The following is a 20,501-nucleotide window of genomic DNA, read 5'->3' as shown; positions in this document are numbered from 1 at the left end:
GGGAGCCGCCTCAGTGGTTCTGCGGAGGGAGCGCCGCGATGACCGGATGGTCCTTCGCGATCACGCCGACCTTGGCGGCTCCACCCGGGGAGCCGAGCTCATCGAAGAACTCGACGTTGGCCTTGTAGTAGTCCGACCACTGCTCCGGGAGGTCGTCCTCGTAGTAGATCGCCTCGACGGGACAGACCGGCTCGCAGGCACCGCAGTCGACGCACTCGTCGGGGTGGATGTAGAGCGAGCGCTCGCCTTCGTAGATGCAGTCGACCGGGCACTCGTCGATGCAGGCGCGGTCTTTGACATCGACGCACGGAAGTGCGATCACGTAGGTCACGGTGCTCCAGATCCCTTCGAATAGTGTGTCTATCGTACGGGGGCCGACGGGGGGTCGGCGTCCGCGGGCTGCTCGGCGGCGGGCGCGGCGGCGCGCAACCGCGGCCACGCGATCACGACCAGGGCGATCAGGGCGGGGAGGAAGGTCCAGGCCACGCCGAGGCCGTTGGCGGGGACGAGCACGGAGCCGCCGGCGCTGCGCAGAGCGAGCAGCCCGATCATCCCGAGCAGCCCCATCGCGGTGCAGAACGCGACGAAGCGGTCGATCAGCACGAGCCGAAGCCCGAGCAGGAGCAGCAGCACGCCGGTGAGGGAGGCGGCGAGGCCGAGCGGGACGACGACTGATCCGAGGGAGACGGTGCTCTGGTGCGCCACGGTGGTGATCGCTCCAACGACTGCCCCGACCAGGACGCCGACGACTCCGGACAGCGCGCGCGAGGCGAGCGTCGGCCGCTCCGGCACCGGCACAGCAGGCGCGGTCGGCTGCGCGCTCGGGCGGAAGCGCTCGACGCGGCCGATCGGGAACGACGGACCGCTGGAGAGCCGGGCCTGCTCACCCTCGACCACCAGCTGTGTGGCGTGCGCCTCGAATGCGGCGCGTTTGCGGGCGAAGTCCTCGGCGGTGAGTTCGATCGCGACATCGCCGGGCAGGGGCGGGGCCGCATCGGGCAGGACGGCGAGCAGACGCAGGCCGAGCAGCTCCGCAGCGCGCTCGGCGACCCGGGCGGTGCGGACGTGGTCGGGGTGGCCGTAGCCGCCGCCCGCGTCGTACGAGAGCACAACGCCCGCGTCGACCTCGCGGAGGACGGCGACGAGGTCGGCCACCTCCTCGTCCTCAGCTGCGGCGGTGAAGGAGTCGGGGTGCACGGGTTCGAGCGGAACGGGCACGCGGCCCGGCCCCCACTGCATGCCGGAGTCCCGGTAGATGCGCGGCGCGAGCCCGGGCGCGCGGGCGCCCGCCTCGCCGAGGAAGCGGTGGTCGGCGACGCCGAGCGCGGTCAGTGCAACGACAAGCTCGGTCGTGCGGTGCGCGGCCAGTTCGGCCGAGCCCTCGAGTGGCGCGAGATCCTCGGGAATGACCTCGCCGCACTCCCCCCGAGTGGCGGTCACGACGGTGACCCAGGCGCCCTGCGCCGCCAATCGCGCCAGTGTCCCGCCCATCGTGATCGTCTCGTCGTCGGGGTGGGCGTGCACCGCCACCACGCGCTCCGCTACTGTGTCCCGGCCTGCGTCCACTCTCCGCCTCTCGTCCCACGCGGCCTCCGCCGCGCCGCGCTTCTGGACAGCGATCGGGCAGCGGACTACAGTCGACCCGGGTTAGGCAAGGCTTACCGAATAAGTAGCCCCGCCGACCGAATCGACCCGGGGCGGAGTCGCCCCCTCCTCGTCCACCTTCGACCAAGAGAACACGCGTGCTCGCAAACTACCTCATCGGCCTCCGCGAAGGCCTCGAAGCCGGCCTCGTCGTCGGCATCCTCGTGGCCTACCTGACCAAGCTCGGCCGGCGCGACGTGCTGCCGCGGCTCTGGATCGGGATCGGCGCAGCCGTCGTGATCTCCCTCACGAGCGGCGCGATCCTCACCTGGGGGCCCTCGACTCTCTCCTTCCAGGCGCAGGAGCTGATCGGAGGCGGCCTCTCGATCCTTGCGGTCGGCCTGGTCACCTGGATGATCTTCTGGATGGGCGCCAACGCCCGCAGCCTGAAGGGCGAGCTCGAGTCCAAGCTCGACGGCGCGGTCTCCGGCTCGGCGCTGGGGATTGTCGCCATCGCGTTCATCAGCGTCGGACGCGAAGGCATCGAGACGGCACTGTTCGTCTGGGCGAGCGTGTCCTCGAGTAGCGCGGGGTCCGGCTCCAGCGCCTGGGTCGGCACGATCGGCGCACTGATGGGCATTCTCAGCTCGGTCGTGGTCTCGTACCTGATCTTCCACGGCTTCGTCCGGATCGACCTCGGCCGCTTCTTCACCTGGACGGGCGCCTTCCTCATCCTGGTGGCCGCCGGCGTGCTCTCGTACGGAGTCGGCGACCTGCAGGAGGCAGCGCTCCTGCCCGGCTGGGGCGCCCCGCTGTTCTCGCTCGGTCCGATCCTCCCGCCGTCCGTGACCGCCGTGGTCGGTGGTCTGTTCAACTACACGCCAGAGCCGACCGCCCTGCAGTTCGCGGTCTGGCTGCTGTACCTCGTCGTCGTCGGCGGCCTCTTCGTCCGCCAGATCCGCCGACGCGGTCCGCGACGAGGCAGCGCGGCCCCGGTCACCGCTCCCGCTTCCCGCTCCGTCTGACCCGCTTCCGCAGTCCGTCCGACCCGCTTCGGCCCCGCCGACGCATCCACCCCGATCCCAGGAGAAGCATGTCCTCGCGCGCTCGTCCCACCCTCCCCCGCGTCACTCTCGGCCTCGCCGGAGCGGGCGCTCTGGCGCTCGTGCTGACGGGGTGCGTGCCGAACACCTCCTCCGCCTCCTCCTCCGCTGCGCTCCACGTCGCGATCGGAGATGACGCGTGCGAGGTCTCGGCGGCCACCGCCGAAGCGGGAGCCGTGACGTTCACGCTGACCAACGGCGGATCGGACGTCAACGAGTTCGAGATCCTCGCAGAGGACAAGCTGCGGATCGTCGGCGAGAAGGAGAACCTGACCCCCGGGCAGAGCGTCTCCTACGTCGCGCAGCTCGAACCGGGCACCTACTACACCGCCTGCAAGTTCCAGCAGGTCGGCGCCCCGATCGGCCTCAGCGCCCTCACCGTCACCGGTCAGGCGACCGCGCAGTCGGCCGACGAGAAAGCGGCGACGCAAGCGGCGGTCACCAACTACGTCTCGTACGTGAAGTCGCAGGTTGGCGAGCTGCTTCCCGCGGTCACCGAGTTCGCGCAGGCCTACGAGGCGGGCGAGGACGAGAAGGCGCGCAGCCTCTTCGCCTCCACCCGCGTCTTCTACGAGCGCATCGAGCCGACCGCTGAGGCGTTCGGCGATCTCGATCCGCGCATCGACTACCGCGAGGTCGACGCAGTCGCCGAAGGCCTGGACTGGACCGGGTTCCACCGCATCGAGAAGGATCTCTGGGTCCCCGCGGACGGCGCGCTCAACTCGGACGGGACGAGTGCCCTCCTCGACTGGGCGCCCTCCACGGCCGAGCAGCGTGCCCAGTTCGGCCAGGGGCTCGTCGCGGATGTGCAGAGCCTCGCCGACCTCGTCAACTCCCCGGACTTCACCGTCTCGGTGGGCGACATCTCGAACGGCGCCATCGGCCTGCTCGACGAGGTCGCCGCCGGAAAGATCACGGGCGAGGAGGACTGGTGGTCGAGCACCGACCTGACCGACTTCGCCGCCAACGTGCAGGGAGCGCAGGTGGCCTTCGGCAACGTGGAACCGATCGCGACCGCCAGCGGTGACGACGGGGCGAACCTCACCGCGCAGATCACGCAGCGCTTCTCGGAGCTGGACGCCCGCCTCGCGCAGTACGGCTCGATCGACTCCGGCTTCGTCGCCTACTCGACCCTGACCGCCGAGCAGAAGAAGGAACTCTCGGACCAGGTGAACGCCCTCTCCGAGCCGCTCTCGCAGCTGACCCACACGGTCCTCGGTGTCCAGGAGCCGACCGCGGAGTGAACGCCGAGCAGCACCCCGATCCCGCGCCCGAGCGCTCCGCCGACCACCCGGAGGTGCAGCCCGCCGAGCAGCCCCACCGCCTCTCGCGGCGCGGGCTGCTCGGCCTCGTCTCGGCGGGTACCGCGGGGCTGGCCGCCGGAGTCGGCGGGACGCTCGCCGTGACCTCCTCCGCCGGCGCAACCGCACCCTCCGCCGCGCGCACCGTGCCATTCTTCGGCGCCAACCAGGCGGGGATCACCACCGCGGCGCAGGACCGTCTGCACTTCGCCGCCTTCGACCTCGCGGCGGGTAGTACCCGCGAGGATCTGATCGAGCTGTTGCAGGACTGGACGCTCGCCGCTTCGCGGATGACCCAGGGGCTCGAGGTCGGCGAGACCGGCGCGGTGGACGGACCGGACACCGCACCGCCCGAGGACACCGGGGAGGCCCTCGGGCTCGACGCCGCCTCGCTGACCATCACCGTCGGCTTCGGCCCCACGCTCTTCACCGACGAGTCCGGCGTCGACCGCTTCGGCCTCGCCGACCGCCGCCCTGCCCAGCTGCAGGCCCTGCCTCGCTTCCGCGGCGACGCGCTCGTGCCCGCGGCCGGTGGTGGCGACCTCTGCATCCAGGCCTGCGCCGACGACCCGCAGGTCGCTGTGCACGCCATCCGCAATCTGAGCCGGATCGCGTTCGGGCGCGCCTCGCTCCGCTGGTCGCAGCTCGGCTTCGGCCGCACCTCTTCGACGTCGACCGCCCAAGCGACCCCGCGGAACCTGTTCGGCTTCAAGGACGGCACCGCGAACGTGAAGTCCGAGGAGGCCGACGCCGTGCAGGAGCACGTCTGGGTGTCTTCCTCCGACGGCCCGGAGTGGATGGTCGGCGGGAGCTATCTGGTGGCGCGGAAGATCCGGATGATCATCGAGACCTGGGACCGCAGCCAGCTCGGCGAGCAGGAGCGGGTCATCGGACGCAGCAAGGGCTCCGGCGCTCCGCTCTCGGGCGGCGCGGAGTTCGCCGAGCCCGACTTCACCGCGGCCGGAGCGACCGGCGCTCCCCTGATCGATAAGGACTCGCACGTGCGCCTCGCGCATCCGAGCGGGAACAACGGCATACGGCTCCTGCGCCGCGGCTACAACTTCGTCGACGGCAACGACGAGCTCGGCCGCCTGAACGCGGGACTGTTCTTCCTCTCCTTCCAGCGCTCACCGGACCAGTTCATCGCCGTTCAGCGGAACCTCGCGACGGACGCGCTGAACGAGTACGTCAAGCACGTGGGCTCCGCCGTGTTCGCGGTACCGCCCGGCGCTCGGGACGAGAGCGACTTCCTCGGCTCGGGCCTCTTCGGCTGACCCCCCCTCTTCGGCTGACCCCCTCTTCGGACAATCCCCTCTTCGGACGATCCTGAGAGCATCCGCACGCCGTCCCAGGCGTCAGCGGGCGCGCTCCTCGGTGGCCCATAGCGCGCTCTCGTAGCGTCGGCGGCGATGTCCGGGAACAGTGCGAGAAACGGTCTGACCAAACGCGAGCGCCAGGAGCTCGCCCGAGCCGAGGCGCGGGAGCGCCGTGAGACGGAGAGGCGCAGACGGCGCCGGAATCGTCTGCTCGGCTACGGCGGCCTCGGGGTCGGGCTGCTCGCCGTGGTCGCGCTGGTGTGCTGGAACGTCTGGTCGCAGCAGGAGATCGCGACCGCCGGCCCCGCCAACATGCTCAGCGACGGCATCGTCCTCGCGGGCGACGGCTCTGCCGTGACGGTGAAGACGACGGCCGCGATCGCTCCGGAGGCCTCGCCCGTGCCGACCGACGAGAGTGCGACCCGGGCGGGCGGAGTGGTGGCGGTCGACCTCTACGTCGATTACCTCTGCCCCTACTGCAGTCAGTTCGAGAAGACGAACGCCGAACAGTTGCAGTCCTGGCTGACGAAGGGCGCGATCACGCTCGAGATCCACCCGGTCGCGATCCTCGACTCGTCCTCGGCCGGCTCGGAGTACTCCAGTCGCGCGGCGAACGCGGCGGCCTGCGTTGCCGATGAGGATCCCGACCACTTCCTCGCCGTGAACGCAGCGCTGTTCGCGCAGCAGCCGGCCGAGGGGACGACGGGCCTGAGCGACGACGCGCTGCGAACGCTCGTGGTCGGGGCGGGAGCGACGAACGACAACGTCCTCGCCTGCATGACCAGCGGAGAGTTCCGCCCGTGGGTGAAAGCCGCCACCGACCGGGCGACGACCCGACCGGTGGCCAACTCGTCACTCGCGAAGCTCGCGTCGACTCCGACCGTGCTCGTGAACGGGAAGCAGTACACGGGGAAGCCCGATGACGCGTCGGCGTTCGTCTCCTTCGTCACCTCGACGCTCGACGCGGAGTCTGGTACTCCGTCACCCACTCCGGCGGGCTGACCCCGCGCTACGCGGGTGGGGAGACGACGAGACCGGCCGGAGCGATGCTCCCCGGCCGGTCTCGTCGTGTGCGGGCGCCAGAGCGCCCGGGGCTCAGCCCTGCTTCTTGAGGCGGCTCGTCATTCGCGCGCGGGCGTTGGCGTCGAGCTCGACCTTGCGAATGCGGACGACCTCGGGGGTCACCTCGACGCACTCGTCCTCGCGGGCGAACTCGAGGCACTCCTCGAGCGTCAACTGGCGCGACGGGGTCATCGACTCGAAGGTGTCGGAGGTGGACTGACGCATGTTCGTCAGCTTCTTCTCCTTGGTGATGTTGACGTCCATGTCGTCGTTACGCGAGTTCTCGCCGATCACCATGCCCTCGTAGACCTCCTCCGTGGGGTTCACGAAGAAGGTCATCCGCTCCTGGAGCGCGATGATGGCGAACGGGGTTACCACGCCGTTGCGGTCCGCGACGATCGAGCCGTTGTTACGGGTGACGATCGCGCCCGCCCATGGCTCGTACCCGTGCAGGATCGCGTTCGCGATGCCGGTGCCGCGGGTGGTGGTGAGGAACTCGGTGCGGAAGCCGATCAGCCCGCGCGAGGGGACGATGAACTCCATGCGCACCCAGCCGGTGCCGTGGTTCGACATGCCGTCCATCCGACCCTTGCGGGCGGCGAGGAGCTGGGTGATCGCGCCGAGGTACTCCTCCGGAGCATCGATCGTGAGGTGCTCGAAGGGCTCGTGCGTCTTGCCGTCGACCTGGCGGGTCACCACCTGGGGCTTGCCCACGGTCAGCTCGTAGCCCTCGCGGCGCATCTGCTCGACGAGGATCGCCAGCGCGAGCTCCCCGCGGCCCTGGACCTCCCACGAGTCCGGGCGTCCGATGTCGACGATCTTGAGCGACACGTTTCCGATCAACTCGCGGTCGAGACGGTCCTTGACCATGCGCGCGGTGAGCTTGTGGCCCTTGACCTTCCCGACCAGCGGTGACGTGTTGGTGCCGATCGTCATCGAGATCGCCGGGTCGTCGACCGTGATGGCCGGCAGCGGGCGGATGTCTTCGGGGTCGGCGATGGTCTCGCCGATCGTGATCTCGGGGAAGCCCGCGATCGCGACGATGTCGCCGGGCCCGGCCGACTCCGCGGGGTAGCGATCGAGCGCCCTGGTGATCAGCAGCTCGGTGATGCGCGCGTTCGTGTGGGTGCCGTCGTGGTGGACCCAGGCGACGGTCTGGCCCTTCTTGATCGTGCCGTTGAAGACGCGCAGGAGGGCGAGCCGACCGAGGAACGGCGAGGCGTCGAGGTTGGTGACGTGCGCCTGAAGGGGTGCGTCGTCGTCGTAGGTCGGGGCCGGGATGTGCTTGAGGATCGCCTCGAACAGCGGCTCCAGGTCTTCGGCGTCGGGCAGCGAGCCGTCCTCGGGCTTGTTCGCCGAGGCGCGGCCGGCCTTGCCCGAGGCGTACACGACGGGGACGTCGAGGATCGCGTCGAGGTCGAGATCCGGCACGTCGTCCGCGAGGTCGGAGGCGAGGCCGAGGAGCAGGTCCTGGCTCTCGGCGACGACCTCGTCGATGCGCGCATCGGGGCGGTCGGTCTTGTTGACCAGGAGAATGACGGGGAGCTTCGCCTCGAGTGCCTTGCGCAGGACGAAACGGGTCTGGGGCAGCGGGCCCTCCGACGCGTCGACGAGGAGGCAGACGCCGTCGACCATCGACAGGCCGCGCTCGACCTCACCGCCGAAGTCGGCGTGACCCGGGGTGTCGATGACGTTGATGGTGATGGGGCCGTCGCTCGCGTGCTTGCCGCTGTATGAGACAGCGGTGTTCTTCGCGAGGATCGTGATGCCCTTCTCGCGCTCGAGCTCGTTCGAGTCCATCGCGCGCTCATCGACGTGGGCGTGCGCGTCGAAGGAGTTCGTCTGCTTGAGCATGGCGTCGACCAGCGTGGTCTTGCCGTGGTCGACGTGGGCGACGATCGCGACGTTACGCAGGTCGGAGCGGGTGGCACTTGCCATGGATACGGACTCGTCTCGTGTTCTCGTGCAAAAAGGGGACCATCCATCGTACCGCAGCGAGGCGTCCGCACGGCGAAGGGCCCCGGATCCCCACTCCGGACAGCCCTGTGCAGGGCGTTCCTTGCGGGGCCGGGGCCCGTGGATCCGTCGATCAGACCGCGAACTCGATGCCCGCGCCCGGGATGGCGTCGAGCAGCTCACGGGTGTACTCCTGCTGCGGGGAGTCGAACACGGTATCCGTTGGGGCGTGCTCGACGATCCGGCCCTTCTGCATCACGCAGACGTCGTCGGCGATCACGCGGACCACCGCCAGGTCGTGCGTGATGAACAGGTAGGTGAGCCCGAGCTCCGCCTGGAGATCGGCGAGAAGACGCAGGATCTGCGCCTGGACGAGGACGTCCAGGGCCGACACCGCCTCGTCCAGCACCACGATCTCGGGCTTGAGCGCCAGCGCACGAGCGATCGCGACCCGCTGGCGCTGGCCGCCGGAGAGCTCGTTCGGGTACCGGCTCGCGATCACCCGCGGCAGGGACACCTGATCGAGCAGCTCGAGGACCCGCTCGCGCTGCGACGTCCGGTCCCCGACCTTGTGCACCCGCAGCGGCTCCGAGATGGTGTTGCCGATGTTGTGCAGCGGGTCGAGCGAGCCGTACGGATCCTGGAACACGGGCTGCATCGAGCGGCGCAGTGCCAGCATCTCGCGGCCCTTGAGCTTCTCGGTTCGGCGTCCGGCGATCGAGATCGCTCCGGACGTGGCCGTCTCGAGCCCCAGGACGAGGCGCGCGATGGTCGACTTACCCGAGCCGGATTCGCCGACGAGCGCCGTGGTGGTGCCCTTCGGGATCGAGAACGACACGGAGTCGACGGCCGTGAAGTCCTCCGCCTTCAGCCCGCCGCGGCGGATCTTGAAGACCTTGGTGAGGCCGTCGACCTCGATCATCGGGGCGCCCGAAGCGACCGCGCCGGCGTGGTGCGCGGCACCCGCGCCGACCAGGTCGACCTCGCGGACGGCCTCGGACTCGCCGCGCACCGACTCCACGGCCCGACCGGCCGTCGACTGGATCCGGCGCGACGCGAGGCTCGGCGCCGCCGCGATCAGGCGCTGCGTGTAGGGGTGCTGCGGGTTCTGCAGTACCTCCACCGAGGCGCCGGACTCGACGATGCGACCCTTGTACATGACGATGAGCTTCTCGGCCCGCTCGGCGGCCAGACCCAGGTCGTGCGTGATGAAGAGCAGGGCGGTGCCGTCGGTCTTCGTCAGCGTCTCGAGGTGGTCGAGGATGCGGCGCTGGACCGTGACGTCGAGCGCCGAGGTGGGCTCGTCCGCGATCAGCAGCTGCGGAGCCGCGGCCAGGCCGATGCCGATCAGCACGCGCTGGCGCATGCCTCCGGAGAACTGGTGCGGGAACTGCTTGAGTCGCTTCTCGGCGTCCGCGAGACCGGCGTTCTGCAGGACCTCGATCGCCTTGGCGCGTACCTCCTTGCGGCCGCTCGCGAGGCCGTTGGCCTTGATGGTCTCCTCCACCTGGAAGCCGACCGACCACACCGGGTTGAGGTTGGACATCGGGTCCTGCGGCACGTAGCCGATGCGTCGGCCGCGGATGTCCTCCAGCTCGGTCCTCGTCGCCGTGGCGAGGTCCTTGCCGTCGAACAGCACGGAGCCGGCGGTAACCCGGCCGGTGCCGGGGAGCAGGCCGATGATCGCGGCGGCGGTCGTCGACTTGCCGGAGCCCGACTCCCCCACGATCGCGACGGTCTGGCCGTGCTCGATCGTGAGGCTCACGCCGCGCAGGGCGGGGACCAGGCCGCTGCCGGTCTGGAAGCCGACCTCGAGATCGGTGACCTCGAGCAGGTGCCCCTGCGGAGCGTTCGGTGTCGTCGCGGTCATCGGAGGGCCCTCGCCTTCGGGTCGAGCGCGTCGCGGAGCGACTCGCCGAGGAGGATGAAGCTCAGCACCGTCACCGTCAGGGCGACCGACGGATAGATCAGCGTCTGCGGGTTGGTGCGCAGGTCGCGCTGGGCCTGGCTGATGTCGTTGCCCCACGACATGACCGAGCCGGGCAGGCCGACGCCGAGGAACGACAGCGTCGCCTCCGCGGTGATCGCCGCGCCGAGCGAGATCGTCGTGACGACGATGACGGGGGCGATCGAATTCGGCAGCACGTGCCGGAACAGGATCGCCATGCGCGAGAGGCCGGTCGCGGTCGCGGCACCGACGAAGTCGGACTGCTTCACGCGCAGGACCTCGGAGCGCAGGACGCGCGCCGTCGTCGGCCACGCGAACGCGCCGATCGCCAGGGCGATGACGAAGACGTTCCGGTAGGCCGAGAAGACGGACATAATGACGACCGCGGCGAGGATGTAGGGGATCGAGAAGAAGATGTCGCCCAGGCGCATGATGACGGTGTCGACCCAGCCGCCGAAGAAGCCGGCGAGGGCGCCGCCGATGACTCCGGAGACCGTCGTGATCACGATCACGATGAGCCCCACCGTCAGCGAGGTCGACGTGCCGTGAATGATCCGCGAGAACACGTCGCAGCCCTGCTTGGTGTAGCCGAGCAGGCTGCCGTCACCCGGGCCCTGGTTGCTGAACGAGAGCGCGCACTGCCGCGGGTCCACCGACGTGAACAGGCCGGGGAAGAGCGCAACCGCGATCACGACGAGGATCAGGACCCCGGAGATCCAGAACATCGGGCGCGTGCGGAGATCCCGCCACGCGTCGGTCCAGAGGTTGCTGGGCTTCTCGTCGAGGCTGACCGCGTCGATCGACGCGATCGGCGTCTCCTCGAGCGGTGCCACGACGTGGTCGATGCGGCGGGGCTTCTGCGCGCCGCCGGTGAACTCATGTGGCATAGCGGATCCTCGGGTCGAGTACGGCGTAGAGCAGGTCGACGAGGATGTTCACCACGAGGTAGAACAGCACCATGACCGTGACGAAGGAGACGACGGTCGGTCGCTCCCCTCGGATGATCGCCTGGTAGAGCGTGTTCCCGACTCCGGGAACGTTGAAGATGCCCTCGGTCACAGTCGCGCCGACGATCAGGAGGCCGAAGTCGGCCCCGAACTGCGTCGTGACCGGAATGAGCGAATTGCGCAGGACGTGCACGGGGATGACGCGGCGTCGCGAGAGCCCCTTGCTGTACGCCGTGCGCACGAAGTCCGAGCCGGCCGTTTCGATGACCGAGCCGCGCGTGAGGCGGATGGCCGAGGCGACCACGAAGAGGGCCAGCACGATCGCGGGCAGTAGCAGCCTCTGGAACGACGCGTCGGCTCCGACGGTCGGAGGGAACCACCCCAGCTGGATCGCGAAGAACGACTGCGCGATGAAGCAGAGCACGAAGATCGGCACCGAGACGAGCAGAAGGCTGACCACCAGCGCGCTCGCGTCGAAGAAACTGCCCTTGCGCAGACCGCTGATGAGGCCGATGGACAGCGCGACGACGATCTCGATGATGATCGCCATCATCGCCAGCGTCAGAGTGACCGGGAAGGTGCGGGCGAGGATCTCGTTGACGGACTGGCCGGAGAACGAGATGCCGAAGTCGCCGCGGACGACGCCTCCCAGGTAGTACAGGTACTGCACGAAGAAGGGCTCGTTCAGGTGGTACTGCTCCTCGAGGCGGGCCAGGAGCGCGGGGCTCGGCGTCTTATCGCCGAAAAGCGACAGGAGCGGGTTCCCCGGCATGGAGAAGACCATGAAGTAGATGAGGAACGTGGTGCCGATGAGCACGGGGACGGCTTGCAGGATGCGTCGGACGATGTAGGCGAGCATGTCAGCCCAGCCGGTTCCGGAGTCGCATGGATGGGGACCTCATTCGATTGTGACCGAAACAGGGCGCTTCGCCCGTGCCGCGACCGGGCGGCCGACAGCACGGGCGAAGCGCCCCAGTGGTTCGAGCTTAGTTCTTGGTGATCTCGTAGTAGAGCGGCACCGAGTTCCAGCCGAACTCGACATTCGACACACCCTCGCCGTAGCCGCCGGTCACGTTCGCATACCACAGGGGCAGCGAGGGGAGATCCTGCAGCAGGATCTCCTGCGCCTGCTGGAACGTCGCGTTCGCAGCACTGGCGTCGGCGTCCGACAGGCCCTGCTGAACGAGGGAGTCGAACTCGGGGTTCGAGTAGTCACCGTCGTTCGAGGAGCCGCCGGTCACGTACAGCGGGCCGAGGAAGTTGTTCAGGCTCGGGTAGTCGGCCTGCCATCCGGTGCGGAACGCGGTCTCGATCGAGCGGTCGACGATCTTGGTCCGCGCCTCGGCGAAGGTCGGGTACGCGTCGCCCTCGGCGTCGATACCCAGCGTGTTCTTGACCGAGTTGGTCACCGCGTCGACCCAGCCCTGGTGGCCGCCGTCAGCGTTGTACGCGATCTTGAAGGTGCCGTCCCAGGGGCTGATGGCGTCGGCCTGCGCCCACAGCGCCTTGGCCTCGTCGGGGTTGTACGAGAGCACGTCGGCGCCGGAGAGGGCGTCGCTGTAGCCGTCGATCACCGGGGAGGTGAAGTCGGAGGCCGGGGTGCGGGTGCCCTCGAAGATCACGTCGGTGATCTCCTTGCGGTCGAAGGCCATCGAGATGGCCTGGCGGCGGAGCTTGCCCTCCTCGCCGTCGAAGTGCGGGAGACGGCTGGGGATGGTGAAGGACTGGAACACGGCCGAGGGCTGGTTCACGGCGCGGTCGCCGAGGTCGCTCTCGAAGGTGCCGAAGGCCGAGTCCGGGATCTGGTCGATCACGTCGACGTTGCCGCCGAGAAGGTCGGCGTAGGAGGCGTCCTGCGTGGCGTAGAAGACGATCTTCAGCCCGCCGTTCTGCGCCTCGCGGGGGCCGGTGTAGTCCTCGTTCTTGGCCAGCTCGATCTGGACGTCGTGCTGCCAGGCGTTGTCACCGGCCAGCTTGTACGGTCCGTTGCCGATCGGGTTCTCGCCGAAAGCGGCCATGTCGGTGAAGGCTGCGGCCGGCAGGGGGTAGTACGCCGAGTAGCCGAGACTGATCGGGAAGTCGGACTGCGGCGCCTTGAGCGCGACCGTGAAGGAGGTGTCGTCGACGACCTTCAGACCGGTCAGCTCACTGTCCTCGGTGTCGCTGAAGCCCTCGATGTTCGAGAAGAACGAGGAGCTGATCTGGTTGTTCGAGAGCTTGGCGCCGTAGTTCCAGGCGTCCACGAACGAGCTGGCTGTGACCGGATCGCCGTTGGTGAAGGTCAGGCCCGACTTGATCGTGATCGTGTAGTTCTGCGCGTCGCTGGACTCGATGGACTCAGCGACGTCGTTCTCGGGCGCACCCTTGGCGTCGTAGTAGACCAGGCCCGCGAAGATCTCGTCGAGGATCTTGCCGCCGCCCACCTCGTTGGTGTTCGTCGGGACCAGCGGGTTCTGGGGCTCGGAGCCGTTGGTGGAGATGATCGCGGCGGCGTCGCCTCCCGATGCACCCCCGCCGGAGTCGCCCGAGCTGCTGCAGCCGGCCAGGACCAGCGTGCTCGCGGCGACGAGCGCCAGAGCCCCGAATCCGTAACGTCTGATATTCACTAATTCCTCCAGTGATGTGGGGGCGCGCGAGAAGTGGTTTCCCTGACGCGTGGAGTGCCGTGCGCGTGGCGACGGCGGCGGCGCACGAGACTGGTGGCCGTCGCGCGAATGCCGTGATCGAGACTATGTATTCATGCGCTATCTGCACAAAAGCAGGTGGCAACCGTTACACAGCGGTAACAGGGAGGTGGAATCCTTGCGTCGGTCTGCACGAAACGTGCGCGAAAGCCGGGTACCGCGCAACACATCGAACCCAGAGGAGTCGCACGAAGTGTCCACCGACTTGTCAGGGTCTCGATGGCCTTTTTCTCGACATTATGTCGAGATCGTGCTCGTGCTCGGGCTCTCGCTCGGCGCCTCCGCGGTGTATTCGATCGTGTCGATCACGAATCGGCTGACCCGCCCCACGGCCCTCGGCGATCAGACGGCGACAATCAACGGCGCGCTCAGCGACCGTCCGAGCTTCGATCTCATCTACCACCTCCTCGCGATCTTCTTCGATCTCGTCCCCGTCGCCCTGTGCGCGTTCCTGCTCTGGCAGGGCACGGGCCGTCCGTTCGGGCGCCTGGGGCTCGATCTGCGCCGTCCGCTCTCCGATCTGGGAACCGGGACGATCCTGGCGGTGGCGATCGGCGCGCCGGGCATCGGGCTCTACGTGCTCGGGCGAGCGCTGGGCATCACGGTGGCGGTCAGCGCGGCGCCGGACGACTGGCGGTGGTACACGGTTCCGGTGCTCGTGCTCTCGGCGATCCGGGCAGGGGTGCAGGAGGAGGTGATCGTGATCGGCTACCTCTACGCCCGACTCGGCGACCTGGGCTGGGGGCGGTGGCGGATCCTGATGACCAGCGCGCTGCTGCGGGGCAGTTACCACCTCTACCAGGGCATCGGCCCGTTCATCGGGAACGTGATCATGGGCGTGGTGTTCGGACTGTTCTACCAGCGCTTCGGGCGGACGCTGCCGCTGGTGATCGCCCACTCGATCATCGACACCGTCTCGTTCGTCGGGTACCCCCTGGCGGTGGCGCTCTGGCCCGAGCTGTTCGCGCCTCCGTCCCGACAGAACGAAGGCTGAGCACGCGGAGCGGGGGGTTCTCGGGCTCATCAGCGCTCCCGGCCTTCGTTGTGCAGGAGTGGGCGAGTCCTCGTGCCCCAGCGGTGGACTCCCTGCCGGACCATCGACGCGAGGACCGCCTCAGTCGCGGGCCACTCGTGGAGCACCTGGCGCGCAGACAGACGCACGACGACGAACCCCCTGGCGTGGAGGGCGAGGCCGCGCCGGTAGTCCTCCTCGAGCTGCACCGAGCCGGCGTGGAACCGGCGCCCGTCGGTCTCCACGCACAGCCGGTCCCCGATCAGGTTGTCCAGCCGCCCGACTCCGGGGACGTGGACCTGCGCGCGGACAGGGGCTCCGATCCGAACGGCGGCGAGGCGGATCCTCGTCTCCAGCCCGGACTGGCACAGCGGTTCAACGAGATCGAACAGGGCGCGCTTGCCGACCGGAGCGATGCCGCGCAGATCGAGGAGATCCGAGTAGGCGATCACGCCGGAGTTCACCGCGGAGTCGAGGGCCATGACCGCCTCCTCAGCGGGGAGGCAGGTCAGAACGTGCAGGACGGACGAGCGAATGCCGTCGACCGACGCCGTCCCGGTGCCGCACCCGGGCCAGCGCCGCCAGTGGAGCAGCACCCCCGGTCGCGGGCGCGCTGTCGCGTTCGGCGGCACGGCGACGTGGAGCGGCCCCTCCGCGAGCACCCACAGCCCTGCCGCCACGAGCGCCGAGGCGCAGGTGAGCACACCGCCCGCGGCGACGGCAGCGATTTCGGCCTCCGGCGCACCGGGCAGCGCGAACCACCCGCGGCGGACTCGGAGCACCGCACCGGTGCGAACGGCGCTCAGCAGGTGGTGGCGCGTGCAGCCGGCTGCGGCGAGCTGAGCCGCGGAGGCGAAGCCGCCCAGCTCGGCGAGAACGGCGAGAAGTCTCTCCATCCGGCAACGATGACCGGCGGGCGACCGCGTCGGGGCCTATCGTCCGGCGTCTGTGGACAGCGGACGTCATCCGTCGACTGTGGAGGGACGCTCGGCGACCACTCCTCGACGGAGGACTCGACGCAGCCCCCTCACAACGAAGGCTGAGACCTCGTCAGCCGCCTCCCGGCGGCGGATCAGAACTCTCAGCCTTCGTTGTGCAGGCGAATCAGGCGAAGGCCTCGATCGGCGGGCAGGCGCAGACGAGGTTGCGGTCGCCGTAGGCCTGGTCAATCCGGCGGACCGGCGGCCAGTACTTGCCGCGCACGAGCGAGCGGACCGGGTAGACGGCCTCCTCGCGGGTATACGGATGCGTCCACTCCTCGGCCACTAGGCACTCGGCGGTGTGCGGGGCGCCGCGCAGCGGGTTGTCGTCCACCGGCCACTCCCCTGCGCCGACGCGGTCGGCCTCCGCCCTGATCCCGATCATCGCGTCGATGAAGCGGTCGATCTCGGCGAGGTCCTCGCTCTCGGTCGGCTCGACCATCAGGGTCCCCGCGACCGGGAAACTCATGGTCGGCGCGTGGAAGCCGTAGTCGACGAGGCGCTTGGCGATATCGTCCACGCTCACTCCGGTCGCCGCCGTCAGCGGGCGGATGTCGAGGATGCACTCGTGCGCGACCAGGCCGTTCTCGCCCGTATAGAGGACCGGGTAGTGCTCGCGGAGGCGCGCGGCCACGTAGTTCGCTGAGAGGACGGCGGCGCCGGTCGCGGCCCGCAGTCCCTCCTCGCCCATCATCCGGGCGTAAGCCCAGGAGATCGGCAGGATGCCGGGGCTGCCGTAGGGCGCCGCCGACACCGGGGCGCCGCCGTGCACGATCCGCTCGCCCTGCTGCCCAACGCCGTGCTCGAGCCGCTGCGCGAGCGGGTGCCCGGGCAGGAACGGGGCGAGGTGCGCCTTCGCGGCAACGGGGCCAACCCCGGGGCCGCCTCCGCCGTGCGGGATGCAGAAGGTCTTGTGCAGGTTGAGGTGCGAGACGTCGCCGCCGAAGTCGCCGAAACGGGCGAAGCCGAGGAGGGCGTTGAGGTTCGCGCCGTCCACATAGACCTGGCCGCCGGCCTCGTGGACCAGGCGACAGATCTCGGCGACCTCGTGCTCGTAGACGCCGTGGGTGGACGGGTAGGTGATCATCAGCGCGGCGAGAGAGCCCGCGTGCTCGGCGATCTTCGCGCGCAGATCGTCGAGGTCGACGTTGCCGAGCTCGTCGCAGGCCACCACGACCACCCGCATGCCCGCGAGGACCGCGCTGGCGGCGTTGGTGCCGTGTGCGCTGGAGGGGATCAGGCAGACCGTGCGATCGACGTCGCCGTTCGAGCGGTGCCAGCCGCGGATCGCCAGGAGCCCGGCGAGCTCCCCCTGCGAGCCGGCGTTGGGCTGGAGCGACACCGAGTCGTAACCGGTGAGGTGGGCCAGCCACCCCTCCAGCTGGTCGATCAGCGCAAGCGAGCCCTGCACGTCGGCCTCGGGAGCGAACGGGTGCAGGTTCGCGAACTCGGGCCAGCTGACCGCCTCCATCTCGGTGGCGGCGTTGAGCTTCATGGTGCAGGAGCCGAGCGGGATCATGCCGCGGTCGAGGGCGTAGTCGGAGTCGGCGAGGCGCTTGAGGTAGCGCATCATCGACGTCTCGCTGTGGTGGCTGCTGAAGACGGGGTGCACGAGGAAGGGCGTCCGCCGGTCGAGTGCGGCGGGGATGCTCCGCGCCGAGCCGCCGATGAAGCCGAAGGACGAGTCCAGCTGCCCGATAGCGGTCGCGACGGCGATCACCTCGAGGTCGGTGACCGTCTCGTCGAGCGACACTGAGACGGTGTCGGCGTCGACCAGCCGCACGTCGAACCCGGCCTCGCGGGCGCGGGCGACCGCCGCCTCCGCGCCTCCCGGCACGACGACCGCGACGGTGTCGAAGAAGTCGGCGTGCCGGAGGGAGTGGCCGCGATCGAGGAGGAGGCGCGCGAGGAGCGCGGCCCGGCCGTGCACGCGCTCTGCGATGGCGGCGAGTCCGTCGGGCCCGTGATAGACCGCGTACATCGCCGCCATCACGGCGAGCAGGACTTGCGCGGTGCAGATGTTAGAGGTCGCCTTCTCGCGGCGGATGTGCTGCTCACGGGCCTGCAGGGATAGGCGGTAGGCGGGGTGGCCGTCCGCGTCCTGGCTGACGCCGACGAGGCGTCCGGGCAGCTGGCGCTCGAGCCCCGTGCGAACGGCGAGGTAGCCCGCGTGCGGCCCGCCGAAGCCCAGCGGCACACCGAAGCGCTGCGTGGTGCCGACGGCGACGTCGGCGCCGAGTTCGCCCGGCGAACGGACGAGGGTGAGCGCGAGCAGGTCGGCCGCGACGACGGCCAGGCCACCGTGAGCCTTGACCGCGGCGAGCACGGCCGACGGGTCCCACAGGTGCCCGGAGGCGCCCGGGTACTGCACGAGGGCGCCGAAGGACTCCGGCACCTCCTCCGCAGCGGTGCGCGAGAGCGGCAGCTCGACGATGCGGATACCGACCGCCTCCGCTCGCCCGCGCAGCAGCGCGAGTGTCTGCGGGAGGGCGTCGGAGTCGACGACGAAGACGTCGGTGCGCGCCTTCGAGGCGCGGCGGGCGAGCAGCATGGCCTCGACGACCGCGGTGCCCTCATCGAGCATCGACGCGCCCGCGGTGTCGAGGCCGGTGAGGTCGGAGACCATCGTCTGGAAGGTGATCAGCGCCTCCAGGCGCCCCTGCGAGATCTCGGGCTGGTAGGGCGTATAGGCCGTGTACCAGCTGGGGTTCTCGAGCACGTTCCGCTTGATCACGGCGGGGGTGTGCGTGCCGTAGTAGCCGAGGCCGATCATCGGGCGACGCACCGTGTTCCGCGCCGCGAGGGCGCGCAGCTCGGCGAGCGCCTCCGTCTCGGTGGCCGGAGCGGGCAGCACCCGAGCGAGGTCGTGGACCGGGATCGACCCGGCAACCTGGATGGACTCGGGGACGGCCGCGGTGACGAGTTCCTCGACGCAGTCGTAGCCGAGGGCCGCGAGCATCGTGCGCTGGGCGTCGGCGTCGGTCCCGATGTGGCGGGACTCGAAGGCGCCGGGGGTCCTGGTGGCCGCCATCTACTCGCCGACCAGCTCGGTGTAGGCGGCGGCGTCGAGGAGGCCGTCCGGCAGAGCGTCGAAGCGGACCTGGATCAGCCAGCCCTCGCCGAACGGGTCGGAGTTGACGAGTTCGGGGCTGTCGACGACGGCCGTGTTGGCCTGGAGGACCTCGCCGTCGACGGGCGCGAACAGCTCGCCCACCGACTTCGTCGACTCGATCTCGCCGACGACACTGCCGCCCTCGACGCGGGAGCCCGCCTCGGGGAGCTCGACGAAGACGACGTCGCCCAGCTTGTCCGCGGCGTAGGCGGTGATGCCGACGGTCGCACTGTCTCCGTCGACGCGGATCCACTCGTGATCGGAGGTGTACTGCAGCTCGAAGGGTACGGCCATGTCAGTTCTTCTTTCTCGAATAGAAGGGGAGCTCGGTGACGGTCATCGCGAGGCGCGTGCCGCGGATGTCGACGGCGAGCGCCGTCCCGGGCTGCGCGGAGGAGGGGGCGACGTAGGCCATCGCGATCGGCACGCCGAGGGTCGGCGAGAGCACGCCGCTGGTGACCACTCCGACCTCGTCGTCGCCGGAGAAGACGGAGTAGTCGGCGCGGGCGGCCCGGCGGCCCTCGCCGACGAGCCCGACGAGCACGGGTGCCTCGCCGGGGGGCCCCTCCTCGCTCGCGGCGCGGCCGACGAAGTCGATCGGCTTGCCGAGCGCGACGACGCGGCCGAGGCCGGCCTGCGCGGGGAAGACGTCGCGGGAGAGTTCGTGGCCGTAGAGCGGCATGCCCGCCTCGAGCCGGAGGGTGTCGCGGGCGGCGAGGCCGGCGGGGACAAGTCCCGCTCCGGCGCCGGTCTCGGCGAGGGCCTGCCAGAGGGCGGGGGCGGTCTCCGGAGCGACGTAGATCTCGAAGCCGTCCTCGCCGGTGTAGCCGGTGCGCGCGATCAGGATCGGATGCGCCTCGAAGCTCGCGGGCACGGCGCGGTAGTAGCGCAACTCGGCGAGCAGGCGCGCGGCGTCGTCAGTGTCGAGCACCGACTCCGCTTCCCGCTCCGTCTCGACGGCCAGGCCCTGGACGTTCTGCAGGATCTCGAGCGAGCGCGGGCCCTGCAGGGCGATCAGCGCGACGTCGTCGCTCTCGTCGAACAGCTCGCACTCGAACATCGCGGTGCGGTCGCGCAGGGTCTCGACGACGATGTGCCGGTTGGCCGCGTTCGCGACGACCATGAAGCGGTCTTCGCCCGTGCGGTAGACGACCAGGTCGTCGATCACTCCGCCGGTGCGCTCCAGGAGGAGGGTGTACTTCGCCCGGCCGACGCCGACGGCGGAGAGGTCGCTCGCGAGGGCGTAATCCAGGGCATCGACCGCCTCGGGGCCGACGAGGAGGATCTCGGCCATGTGCGAGAGGTCGAACAGTCCGGCGGCGGTCCGCACGGCGTGGTGCTCGGCGAGGTCACCGGAGTAGCGGACCGGCATCTGCCATCCTGCGAAGTCGGTGAAGGACGCGCCGGCGGCGACGTGCACCTCGTGCAGGGGCGAGTAGCGAACGTCGGGGCTGGTCGCCGGGGTCTCGGACATGAGTTCTCCAATTCGTCGCAGT

16 protein-coding genes are annotated in these 20,501 nt (G+C 69.7%); 5 read left to right on the top strand and 11 right to left on the bottom strand.

The annotated features are described in order from the left end of the window. Positions 1–10: 10 nt before the first annotated feature. Positions 11–331: a ferredoxin gene (gene fdxA / locus C5D07_RS08715; RefSeq protein ID WP_068254134.1), complete on the bottom strand. Its 321-nt coding sequence runs from the start codon at positions 329–331 to the stop codon at positions 11–13. A gap of 29 nt (positions 332–360) precedes the next feature. After that, positions 361–1,533, bottom strand: a complete 1,173-nt coding sequence (locus C5D07_RS08710; protein ID WP_170063533.1) for a PIG-L family deacetylase — start codon at positions 1,531–1,533, stop codon at positions 361–363. 209 nt (positions 1,534–1,742) lie between these two features. Here C5D07_RS08710 and efeU point away from each other — a divergent pair, with 209 nt between their 5' ends. From efeU to C5D07_RS08690, 4 genes are all read left to right on the top strand, one after another. Next, the gene (gene efeU, locus C5D07_RS08705; protein ID WP_068254138.1) at positions 1,743–2,609 is read left to right on the top strand and encodes an iron uptake transporter permease EfeU; all 867 of its coding nucleotides are present in this window, start codon (positions 1,743–1,745) and stop codon (positions 2,607–2,609) included. A 68-nt stretch (positions 2,610–2,677) separates the two neighbouring features. Beyond that, the gene (gene efeO / locus C5D07_RS08700; protein ID WP_104259158.1) at positions 2,678–3,931 is read left to right on the top strand and encodes an iron uptake system protein EfeO; all 1,254 of its coding nucleotides are present in this window, start codon (positions 2,678–2,680) and stop codon (positions 3,929–3,931) included. Further along, positions 3,928–5,262 carry an iron uptake transporter deferrochelatase/peroxidase subunit gene (efeB, locus tag C5D07_RS08695; protein WP_373408350.1) on the top strand — a complete coding sequence of 445 codons (1,335 nt, stop codon included), beginning with the start codon at positions 3,928–3,930 and terminating at the stop codon, positions 5,260–5,262. The genes efeO and efeB overlap by 4 nt, the downstream gene beginning before the upstream one ends. Positions 5,263–5,397: 135 nt before the next feature. Then, positions 5,398–6,306, top strand: coding sequence for a DsbA family protein (locus C5D07_RS08690; RefSeq protein ID WP_068254141.1), 909 nt, complete (start codon positions 5,398–5,400; stop codon positions 6,304–6,306). 93 nt (positions 6,307–6,399) lie between these two features. Here C5D07_RS08690 and typA read toward each other — a convergent pair whose 3' ends face one another. From typA to C5D07_RS08665, 5 genes are all read right to left on the bottom strand, one after another. Next, positions 6,400–8,304 carry a translational GTPase TypA gene (gene typA / locus C5D07_RS08685; protein WP_068254145.1) on the bottom strand — a complete coding sequence of 635 codons (1,905 nt, stop codon included), beginning with the start codon at positions 8,302–8,304 and terminating at the stop codon, positions 6,400–6,402. A 151-nt stretch (positions 8,305–8,455) separates the two neighbouring features. Then, entirely contained in the window at positions 8,456–10,192 is a 1,737-nt protein-coding gene (locus C5D07_RS08680) for a dipeptide ABC transporter ATP-binding protein (protein ID WP_068254148.1), read from the bottom strand. Beyond that, positions 10,189–11,157, bottom strand: a complete 969-nt coding sequence (locus C5D07_RS08675; protein WP_068254149.1) for an ABC transporter permease — start codon at positions 11,155–11,157, stop codon at positions 10,189–10,191. Before C5D07_RS08675 ends, C5D07_RS08680 begins: the two co-directional genes overlap by 4 nt. After that, a complete protein-coding gene (locus tag C5D07_RS08670; RefSeq protein ID WP_068254152.1) occupies positions 11,147–12,076 on the bottom strand; it encodes an ABC transporter permease in 930 nt (309 codons plus the stop codon). The genes C5D07_RS08675 and C5D07_RS08670 overlap by 11 nt, the downstream gene beginning before the upstream one ends. Before the next feature lie 127 nt (positions 12,077–12,203). Beyond that, on the bottom strand, positions 12,204–13,823 hold the full coding sequence (locus C5D07_RS08665) for a peptide ABC transporter substrate-binding protein (protein ID WP_068254155.1): 1,620 nt from the start codon (positions 13,821–13,823) through the stop codon (positions 12,204–12,206). Between the two features lie 328 nt (positions 13,824–14,151). Here C5D07_RS08665 and C5D07_RS08660 point away from each other — a divergent pair, with 328 nt between their 5' ends. Beyond that, positions 14,152–14,895 (top strand): CPBP family intramembrane glutamic endopeptidase, encoded by a 744-nt coding sequence (locus C5D07_RS08660; protein WP_258061843.1) that lies wholly within the window; start codon positions 14,152–14,154, stop codon positions 14,893–14,895. A gap of 29 nt (positions 14,896–14,924) precedes the next feature. Here C5D07_RS08660 and C5D07_RS08655 read toward each other — a convergent pair whose 3' ends face one another. From C5D07_RS08655 to gcvT, 4 genes are all read right to left on the bottom strand, one after another. Further along, a complete protein-coding gene (locus C5D07_RS08655; protein WP_084415927.1) occupies positions 14,925–15,809 on the bottom strand; it encodes a type IV toxin-antitoxin system AbiEi family antitoxin domain-containing protein in 885 nt (294 codons plus the stop codon). A 208-nt stretch (positions 15,810–16,017) separates the two neighbouring features. Next, a complete protein-coding gene (gene gcvP / locus C5D07_RS08650) occupies positions 16,018–18,924 on the bottom strand; it encodes an aminomethyl-transferring glycine dehydrogenase (RefSeq protein ID WP_104259156.1) in 2,907 nt (968 codons plus the stop codon). Continuing rightward, positions 18,925–19,299, bottom strand: coding sequence for a glycine cleavage system protein GcvH (gcvH, locus tag C5D07_RS08645; protein ID WP_068254161.1), 375 nt, complete (start codon positions 19,297–19,299; stop codon positions 18,925–18,927). A 1-nt stretch (position 19,300) separates the two neighbouring features. Next, positions 19,301–20,479: a glycine cleavage system aminomethyltransferase GcvT gene (gene gcvT / locus C5D07_RS08640; RefSeq protein ID WP_068254164.1), complete on the bottom strand. Its 1,179-nt coding sequence runs from the start codon at positions 20,477–20,479 to the stop codon at positions 19,301–19,303. Between the last annotated feature and the right edge of the window lie 22 nt (positions 20,480–20,501).

This window comes from Rathayibacter tritici (genome assembly GCF_002932875.1).
Lineage (GTDB): Bacteria > Actinomycetota > Actinomycetes > Actinomycetales > Microbacteriaceae > Rathayibacter > Rathayibacter tritici.
This window is presented reverse-complemented; position numbering and strand designations above follow the sequence as displayed.

What these genes read in the sequence shown, in the direction of transcription:
- C5D07_RS08675 (WP_068254149.1), bottom strand. Translation starts at nt 11,157, where the DNA reads ATGCCACATGAGTTCACCGGCGGCGCGCAGAAGCCCCGCCGCATCGAC.
- C5D07_RS08680 (WP_068254148.1), bottom strand. Translation starts at nt 10,192, where the DNA reads ATGACCGCGACGACACCGAACGCTCCGCAGGGGCACCTGCTCGAGGTC.
- C5D07_RS08655 (WP_084415927.1), bottom strand. Translation starts at nt 15,809, where the DNA reads ATGGAGAGACTTCTCGCCGTTCTCGCCGAGCTGGGCGGCTTCGCCTCC.
- gcvH (WP_068254161.1), bottom strand. Translation starts at nt 19,299, where the DNA reads ATGGCCGTACCCTTCGAGCTGCAGTACACCTCCGATCACGAGTGGATC.
- C5D07_RS08690 (WP_068254141.1), top strand. Translation starts at nt 5,398, where the DNA reads ATGTCCGGGAACAGTGCGAGAAACGGTCTGACCAAACGCGAGCGCCAG.
- C5D07_RS08670 (WP_068254152.1), bottom strand. Translation starts at nt 12,076, where the DNA reads ATGCTCGCCTACATCGTCCGACGCATCCTGCAAGCCGTCCCCGTGCTC.
- typA (WP_068254145.1), bottom strand. Translation starts at nt 8,304, where the DNA reads ATGGCAAGTGCCACCCGCTCCGACCTGCGTAACGTCGCGATCGTCGCC.
- gcvT (WP_068254164.1), bottom strand. Translation starts at nt 20,479, where the DNA reads ATGTCCGAGACCCCGGCGACCAGCCCCGACGTTCGCTACTCGCCCCTG.
- gcvP (WP_104259156.1), bottom strand. Translation starts at nt 18,924, where the DNA reads ATGGCGGCCACCAGGACCCCCGGCGCCTTCGAGTCCCGCCACATCGGG.
- efeO (WP_104259158.1), top strand. Translation starts at nt 2,678, where the DNA reads ATGTCCTCGCGCGCTCGTCCCACCCTCCCCCGCGTCACTCTCGGCCTC.